Source organism: Halalkalibacterium halodurans (genome assembly GCF_004376175.1).
In the GTDB taxonomy this organism is placed as follows: Bacteria; Bacillota; Bacilli; order Bacillales; family Bacillaceae_D; genus Halalkalibacterium; species Halalkalibacterium halodurans.
Map to the genome: position 1 here is coordinate 44,708 of NZ_SNUY01000028.1, position 1,391 is coordinate 46,098.

The following is a 1,391-nucleotide window of genomic DNA, read 5'->3' on the forward strand; positions in this document are numbered from 1 at the left end:
TGTATTTGGCAAGAGAAAAATGCATAAAACGGCAAGCCTTTTTGCAGCCACTTAATAACACTTATTCCTTACATATTGTTCAAAAGGAATGACTCTTTCATTCGGTTACTATCTCCTCCGAAAATCACTAAATGAGAGTGGTGAATCAGGCGATCTACCACGGCTTCCGTTAAAATAGGGTCGCCAAATACATGATTCCATTGCCCAAACTGCAGATTTGTAGTGATGATAATACTCCGCTTTTCATAACACAAGGAGATGACCTGGAAGAGTAGCTCGGCCCCATGTTTGTGAAGCGGTATATATCCCAGCTCATCCAGAATTAAAAGATCAAGCTTCTCGATTTTCTTAAACAGCTTATTGAGATTTCCTTTGTCATTCGCCTCTAATAACTCATTGGCTAGAGAAGCAATGGTATAAAACTTCACTCGTTTCCCATATTTTTGTATCGCATTCATGCCAATGAGGGTGGAAAGGTAGGTTTTTCCTGCACCAACGCCGCCATAAAACACCATGTTTTCTTTTGATTCAATAAATTCACCGTCCAGGAGAGATTGTTGACTTAACCCCTGCCCCAGCTGAATATCCTTCCAGTCAAAAGGTTTGCCGGATACGTTCGGCAGGGTTGCCGCCTTGAACAAAAGATTAATTTTTCGTTCTTCACGCTGTTCTATTTCTTTTTCAAAGAGCTTCAGTAAATATTCTTCTGTGTTCGCCGCTTCTACCTCTCGGTAGTTCTCTCGAATCCAGCTTAGCTTTAAGCGCTTGGCATATTCTTGGATCTGTTCCTGCATTAGGCCTTCCTCCTTTCCTGCTGGAAGAAGACATCGTATTGATTCATACCTCGTTCAGCTATTGGCATTACTGGAACTGTACTTTTTAGCCTTACTGTCTCTCTGGAGCCTCTGCCATGAATGAGCTGATGAAAGACTTGCTTTATTGTTTCTGTGGATGGATGACATCGCTCGGATGCAATTTCCAGGGCCTCTGTAGCTGTCTCCAGACTATGGTCTTTAAGAAGGTCTGAGAGTAACTGAAGCGCCTTTTTCTTTTCTTCCAGAGTACATTCCTCCAGATAAGTTTGCCATTTAAAGGGCAGTTGATCATAGAAAGTTGTATATTTTAGCGCCGTCGGCCTTTTAGCCATTAGGTACAGATAAGGCTGCCATTTCATCGACTTTGATTCTTCTCCATACAGTCGTTCATGGCTCACAATCACTTCATAGTTGTCCGAAAGGATATCTATCCTGTTATAAGTGATGCCAGCCAATACCTTTTGATTGGCAAAGCGCGGGGAAGTAGAATACCTTTTCGTATCTACTAAGATATAGCCGTACTTGTCTGCTTTGAGAGTTTCATAGCGTACACAAGAGTATTCTTCCGGCGGTAAA

General features: G+C 42.1%; 2 protein-coding genes. Both read right to left on the reverse strand.

Annotation, left to right across the window (positions count from 1 at the left end):
* Positions 1 to 68: 68 nt before the first annotated feature.
* Entirely contained in the window at positions 69 to 794 is a 726-nt protein-coding gene (gene istB / locus E2L07_RS10790; RefSeq protein ID WP_134229558.1) for an IS21-like element helper ATPase IstB, read from the reverse strand.
* Positions 794 to 1,391, reverse strand: a 598-nt coding sequence (locus E2L07_RS10795; protein ID WP_420897815.1) for a Mu transposase domain-containing protein, incomplete at its 5' end; no start/stop codon positions are given. The genes E2L07_RS10795 and istB, both read right to left, overlap by 1 nt.